This is a genomic window from Methylobacterium sp. J-072 (assembly GCF_022829425.1).
GTDB lineage: Bacteria > Pseudomonadota > Alphaproteobacteria > Rhizobiales > Beijerinckiaceae > Methylobacterium.
The window spans coordinates 1-5,735 of the sequence record NZ_JAKSYK010000149.1 but is presented as its reverse complement, the minus strand read 5'-3'; the positions used below and the strand labels follow the sequence as shown (position 1 = coordinate 5,735).

The 5,735-nt window shown below is 64.1% G+C and carries 3 protein-coding genes; 1 reads left to right on the top strand and 2 read right to left on the bottom strand.

The window, feature by feature from the left end; all coding sequences use genetic code 11:
- Both MKK67_RS17350 and MKK67_RS17345 read right to left on the bottom strand, forming a co-directional pair.
- The coding region (locus MKK67_RS17350) for a glycosyltransferase family 2 protein (RefSeq protein WP_243966443.1) at positions 1-2,439 on the bottom strand (2,439 nt) is incomplete at its 3' end.
- A gap of 236 nt (positions 2,440-2,675) precedes the next feature.
- The gene (locus MKK67_RS17345; protein ID WP_243959581.1) at positions 2,676-2,957 is read right to left on the bottom strand and encodes an acyltransferase; all 282 of its coding nucleotides are present in this window, start codon (positions 2,955-2,957) and stop codon (positions 2,676-2,678) included.
- 680 nt (positions 2,958-3,637) lie between these two features.
- Here MKK67_RS17345 and MKK67_RS17340 point away from each other — a divergent pair.
- The gene (locus MKK67_RS17340; protein WP_243966442.1) at positions 3,638-4,177 is read left to right on the top strand and encodes a hypothetical protein; all 540 of its coding nucleotides are present in this window, start codon (positions 3,638-3,640) and stop codon (positions 4,175-4,177) included.
- Positions 4,178-5,735: the final 1,558 nt, after the last annotated feature.

Genomic DNA, 5,735 nt, shown 5'->3' with positions numbered 1-5,735 from the left:
GAACCCGGCCTTGCGGGCGCGCATGCACCAGTCGTTCTCCTCGCCGTAGCCCTTGCCGAAGGCGATTTCGTCGAGGACCCCGACCGCGTCCAGCGCTGCGGCGGTCATGTACATGCAGAAGCCGACGCCGGTGGGCACCTCCACCGAGCGGCCGCGGTTGAGCGTGCGGGCGGCCTGGTCGAGTTCGGGCCGGGGGATCTCCAGCGCCATGGTGTTGTTGGCGTTGAAGCGCGGGTAGCTGCAGATCGTGGCGTTGTTCGACAGCGGCGTGACGCTGCCGACCGGCGGGCGGCCCTCGGCCCCGGCGGTCTCGGCATGGGCGACGAGCCGGTCGAGCCAGTCGCCGAACACCTGGGCGTCGGAGTTGAGCAGGACCACGGCACGGCCCTGGCGCAGGGAGAGGCCGCGGTTGACCGAGCGGACGAAGCCGAGGTTGTTTTGGTTCTCGACGAGGTGGAACAGGCCGCGACCGGCCAGCTCGGCCAGCTCGGCGGTTAGCTGTGGGTCGGGGGACCGGTCGTTGACGGCGAGCAGGGTGAACGGGGTTTTCTGCGGGGCGGAGAGGCAGGCGTGGATGGCGCGCAGGGTCTCGCCGCGGCCTTTGTAAACCGGCATGATCACGACGACCCGGGCCTGGGCGAGGGTCAGGGCGCGGGGCAGGGTGTCCCAGTCCCGGGGCTCGGGGGCCTCCATGGGCGGCCAGCTGCCGAGATCCTCGGGGCAGCCCATCAGCCCGGCGGCACGGCCGGTGCGGACGTAGTGCAGGAACGGTGATTCGCTTGGTGCGAACAGGTGCCCATAGGCTCGACGGTAGAATTGGGTCGAGAAGGTCTTGCTCGGATCGCGATCTTCCTCCTGGCCATGGGACAGGAAGTGAATGACCGGGCCGTTCTCGAAGCCGCGCGTGTCGGGATAGCGCTTGAGGTACCAGGCCGCGTCAAAATACGGCTCGATCAGCCGGGCCTGGTCCAGCAGGTCCGCATCCTCTGCCGCGGGCGGGGTGCCGTAGGCCGGATCGAAGGCGTCACGCGAGAGATCGGTGCCACGCAGCAGCGCGGTAGCGAGGTGGTGGACGAAGGGGGCGATTCCCGTCGCCTCCACATAGGGATGGTGGGCGCGGTAGGCCCAGCCGTTGAAATCCGCGCGCGGGTTGCGGCCCCTGCGCCAGCCGGCGTCGCAATAGTCGCGGACGGCGTCGACATCCTCCGCCAGTCCGTAGCGCTGCCGGTAGAAGGTGTGGTCGAAATGCAAAGCCGCTAGCTCGGCCTGCAAATCCAGGGACGCCGCCCGGTCGACGGGTGAGCGCCCGATCTCGCCCAGCCAGCCCGTATCCCCGATCGTGGGACGCACCGGGCGCAGGCCGCAGACCCGCAGCAGCGCGTCGAGCGTCGAGCGGCCCGGGCCCGGATCGCGCAGCTCCCGGAAGCCGGCCGTGGAAAAATGCACGTAGGGGGGCAAGCTCTGCGCATCGGGGTAGGTCGCCCGGTACCAGGCCTCGTCCACGGCAGGAAACTTTGGCTGGTCCTCGCCCGAGAACGGCGTGGCGCCGGAAAGGAGCGCCTCGGCGACATATCGGAAGAATGGGCCGCCGATCACCGCCCGGCTGCCGGCGCGCGCCTGCACGAAGCCGGCCGGGTCGAAATCCTGGCGCGGGCTGCGCATCCTCCGCCAGCCGCCAGCAACGTAGGCCCGCAGCAGCTCCGCGTCGGAGGCCTTGAAGAGGTCCTGGGCTTCTCGCTCGTCGAGGCCATCGCGGTAATAGGCTGCGTCGAAATACGGCGCCAGCGTCTCGGCCTGGAGGACGAGCGCGTCTTCCGGACTAGGCCGGGCCGGTCCGCCGTGCAGGACGTAATGCCCCAGCGGTTTCTGTGAAGTGTAGGAGATGTGAGGGGTCAAGCAATAGGCCAGGGTGTCGAAGTGCGGCGACGGCTCGCGGCCCTCGCGCCAGCCGGAGGTCATGTAATGGCCGGCCGGATCGACGCCGGCTTCCTGCAGGTCGGGGTTGTTGGCGAGGTAGAATGCGCCGTCCACCAGGCGGCGGGCAAGGCGCTCGGTCTGCCTCGGGTCGGGCTTGGGCAGAGCGCCGCCCTTGGCGCGCTGCGCCGTTACCCAGTGCAGAAACGGGTTGATGCCGGCCCTGGCCAGATAGGGCCGCGCTACGAGATAGTCTGCGGTGGCGAAGTCGGGCCTCGGATCCCGGCCCTCGCGCCAGCCAACTGTGAGGTAGTCGCGCACGTGATCGCGGGTAATGCCGTACCAGCTCGCGTAGAAGCCGGCATCGACATACGGCTCAAGCGCCGCGATCTGCTCCGCCGCCGACGCGATATCGCTCGCCGGAGGAAGGCTACCGTTTGCCGCCAGCTGGATCAGCGGGTTGCGGCTCAAGCGTACGAAGGCGGAACCCACCCAGCTGTAATAGAGGCCGTAGAGGGTCTTCAACGCCTGGCTCGCACGTAGCCAGCCCGGTGCGCGCGCTCCGGCATGCGGGCTTCACTTGGGGCTGTGTCGGGGCCTGGGGCTCGGATGAGCATGTCTTCGTAGGGGCTGCGTCGAGGGCTGAGCGTCACGCCGGGCAAGCGGCTCGCCGGCGGCCCTCGCCCTACCGGAACAGGCGCTCCCGGTAAATATGAGGTCCTGGCGTGCGGTCCCCCGCCCCGTTGTCGCGACGCCGACGGTCAGATCAGGTCCGACCGCCAGATGACATCCTCGCGCACGATGCGAGCGGGGTTGCCGGCGGCCATGCAATGGGGCGGCAGGACCCCAGTGACGACCGCGTGCGCCCCGATGATCGCGTTGTCGCCTATGGTCGAGCCCTTGAGGAGCGTTGCCTGGTTGGCGATCCAAACATGGTTCCCTCGCGGACGGGCTTGGCCGGGTTCAGCCGCACGCCGCCACTCCGACTGATGATCGAGTGGAAATCGCTTGTCGTCATCTAGACGCCGGATGCGATCGAGCAATCCGTCCCGATCTCGATTGCCTTCGCCTCGACCGGCTTGAGATGGACGAGCCCGGTGACGCCGGTCCTGTCACCAATGCGAAGCATCGAGCCCGGTCCGATATAGATATTAGCCATCGCCAAGCGGACGTCCTCGCCGATATCGAAATTTCAATTTGATTCGATTTGATGACGATGTGCATGCCTTTATCAGAGACGCAGCCACTTCCTATGCGAATAAAATTACTATCGCCGTTGGCATGGGTTGTCAAAGCTTGAATGTGTTGATCCCGGGGGGGGGATGTCTATGAAATAACTTTATCCTTTATCGATGATGTTTAAGGACGTAAAGAGCTCCGCATGTCTAGACTCCTGCATTTCCAGGCGCCGAAACGTTGGCATTAGTAAGGTTGATACGAACCACGATCACAGAATAAGTCCGGTTTGGCTGAGTCGTGGTGGCGTTGACGTAGGCGGGTAGGAACCATACTTTTGGGAGCGGTCTACACCCCCCTCAATGCCAGCCGCGTTTGGCGGGAACGTTTAAGATATCTCTATGCCAGGCAATGTGCTGCCCACATCGCAGGAGCTCCTCGAAGACCTATCTAAACTCCACAACGACATTCCAGCTCGTTGTTGACGCTTCAAGGGTCCTATGACCTATGACCGCTCACGAACGAATGTATGCAGTGAGGCCCGCCAATGGCTGAGGACAACACCCTAACGAAGGCGCTGGTTGATGTGCGAGCGCGGAGGGCTGCGCTTCAAAGCGATTATGACAGGATCTCTGCGGAACTGACCAAATTGCGCGCAGCGGAAGCTGCGCTGACGGCGATTGTCGAGGGCGTCCCACTGAAGGACGTGGCCGTCCTTCGTTCATCTGACAATCCGCGACCATCGGTCGAGGATCAAGCTGCGTCTGGTCGCAGTGGGCGACGCGGAGCTCGCGGTCCAAGATCGAACTCGGCCAAGGGACGCCTAAAAGCTCTCCTTGGCAGCGCCGGGCCACAAGGATTGACCCATGCGGAGATCGCGGAGCGCTTGCCCGACGTCGCCCCGAACACCCTCAACACCTATCTCAGCATGATGGTGACGGGAGGCGAAGCGGTGCGGAAGGGTGACTTCTTCACCACCGCCGAGGGATCCGAGGATGAGACCGACGATACCGATACCGAGTCCGACCAGAATGAAAGGGCATCCGACCATGAGGATCCCCATCACGAGACGGCTGCAGCCGAGTGAGCGCAATGGATTGAGAGTGACCTGAGGCGCCCTCCCCCAACTGAAGCTTCCACAGCTTGGAGGGGGCGGCAGCGCCTCGAAGGCGCATGCGGGGTTCCCCGGGGTCGCGGCCGCGTCTCGCGACCGCTGCGCCGGCCTGCTACTATGATACCCGTCGCCCGGTCGGAGCGGCATCATCAAGGGCCATGTGCCATGCGATCGATCCTCTTGCTCTGCTCCCTTCTGCTTCTGCCCACGCCGGTGTGGGCAGCCTGCCGGTGTGCGTGCGTCAGGGGCGTGATGCGGCCTATCTGCCAGCAAACCGATCTAGTCGAACCGATCTGTACTGGGCTTTGCACGGATTCTGTCCGCCCCGAGACCGTTGTGAAGCCTCTCGCGGGCGGACAGCAGGTCTTCAACCCGGTCGAGCTCTTCGATCCCGCTCCCCCCGGTCTGGTCCAGAGGGACTTGAACCTGAGTTCCGACACGCGCGGGAATCCGCTGGGTACCGCTGGTGTCCAGGGCGGTAGCGATGCGTTCTCTAGCTCCGCCGCCGGAGGAGCGACATCGCGTTGAGCGACGAGTTCTAGGCCGCCGGTCATCAGGTGGTTTTTGTTAAGGCTCACAGGATCCGCGTTCCGGAGGGCCTCAGCGGGCGACGAAAAGCTCCGGATGATCGACAGCAAGGATGTACTGGGCAACGCAGCTGGTACAGGAGAGATCGTATCGCTCTGATGTGACTATAACCGAGGCGGTCGCTCGATCATAATACGCAGGTTCGTGTTTGTCCGGCCCAGAGTGGCGGCGAGGGTTTTCCGACCGTCTTTGCAATTATACATCCCATGGTTTCCCGCGGTGCCTCGTTTATGGCGTTGGTCGAGGAGTAGGACGCAGCCACTTGGTCGCGACGTTCGCGGCATAACAGGCTCAGGTCATAGAACGCGTAATGGTAGACGCGAATCAGCTCTTAAAATCAGGACGACTCGAATAGTGCCTCCTTCTGGCGGAAGATGCGCGGCGTTGCGATGTGATTGAGCTGGGCCGGTTTCATCGCGAGAGATCGCAGCTACGGGGCGACTGGTTCGGCAGCGGCGTAGCAAAGGACCTGGCGTTGCCCGCCACCGTTCTGAATCTCCAAGGCGAACGTCTCCACCTAGCGCACCTATACGCGAGGTGATGCCGTTTTAAGTATGATGGTGACGGGGGCGAGGTAGTCCGGCCGAGCGATTTCCTCAGAGCCGCAATGGGCTTAAAGGGGGCTTCCGAAGGGACCCCGGAGAAGGCTGAACCGAGAGAGAAAGGTTTGTCAGCCGAAGCGACCTACCACGACAATCCCGCAGCGGAGTGAGCGAATCCGTGCTATCCCCAAGGTCGTTAGGCGTCGCGGCTACAAACACGGCTGTGGAGAGGAGCTTCTAACCGAGGCTGCTTCCGCCGCTAGAGCGTCGTCCTAGAAATCAGACTCGTGGGTTGCGGCTGGGCTGTCGAACTGATTCGCTTGTGCGAGGAGGAGGATCATGGGCGGCTGCTATTCATTGGACCTTCGCGAGCGGATCACTGGGTTTGTCGGGAACGGCGG

What these genes read in the sequence shown, in the direction of transcription:
- MKK67_RS17340 (WP_243966442.1), top strand. Translation starts at nt 3,638, where the DNA reads ATGGCTGAGGACAACACCCTAACGAAGGCGCTGGTTGATGTGCGAGCG.